Origin of the sequence: Methanobrevibacter sp. UBA188 (assembly GCF_905234905.1) — an archaeon.
Taxonomy (GTDB): domain Archaea; phylum Methanobacteriota; class Methanobacteria; order Methanobacteriales; family Methanobacteriaceae; genus Methanocatella.
On sequence record NZ_CAJOJM010000043.1, the window covers coordinates 12,894 to 13,699 of the forward strand.

Here is an 806-nt window from a genome sequence, read left to right on the forward strand (position 1 = left end):
ATACCATACAGGATGTCTTTAACGAATTTAATCCCGATGAATAATTAAAAAAAAAGTTTAAGTTAATGGCTGTCATATGACTGCATTACAGCCATCATTTTCTTTTTCTCGGAGCCGGAAGCTCATCATACATTGCCTCAAAAAGCTCACTTAGAAATGCCTTATTTTCCAGATCATCAACCAGAATCATTTCCTTTGCACCTTCATAGGGAAGTTCCATACGGGCATCAGGCATCATTGACATTGCCGATTTTACAGGCTTGACAAGAAATCGGTCATCATAGATGCCTCCGATAATCTTTGCGCGATAATATATGATGTACTCACCCATCATTGTCCTATATGATATTTCATCCAAATCAGATAACTGCTCCAGCACATATTCCAGATATTGCTCACTTGACGGCATACTTACACCTCCATTTAAAATCATTTGTCAAATCAGATTATAAATAGAAATCCAATTAGCAAGTTCAATAGTTAAATTCAAATAATTAGACATTAAATGCAATGCAACCTGGATCATACATCCAATAAATGATGTGATAAATTGAATTAAAGCTGCAATAACTAAAACCAATAAATCATTTGAAATGAATTTTGAATAGAATTTTAACTTTATTGTGCAAGAATTCTCCGGCTTCTTTAAGCCGGGGATGAATTGCACATTTAGTGGGTTAGTGTCTATATTTTTTTTATGTGGATGGGGTGGTGAGATTAGTTTTCAAATGCTCTCGGATAAATGCCATATAATATGTAGGTTTATAATATGTAATATAGAAAGATGGGGGAAAAACTTCAATAAG

1 protein-coding gene is annotated in these 806 nt (G+C 33.9%); it reads right to left on the minus strand.

Annotated elements, in window-relative coordinates; translation table 11 throughout:
• Positions 1-94: 94 nt before the first annotated feature.
• Entirely contained in the window at positions 95-409 is a 315-nt protein-coding gene (locus QZ143_RS07905; RefSeq protein ID WP_292605804.1) for a TfoX/Sxy family protein, read from the minus strand.
• Positions 410-806: the final 397 nt, after the last annotated feature.

Bases quoted from the DNA above. Each gene is read 5' to 3' on its own strand.
- QZ143_RS07905 (WP_292605804.1), bottom strand. From the start codon at position 409: ATGCCGTCAAGTGAGCAATATCTGGAATATGTGCTGGAGCAGTTATCT.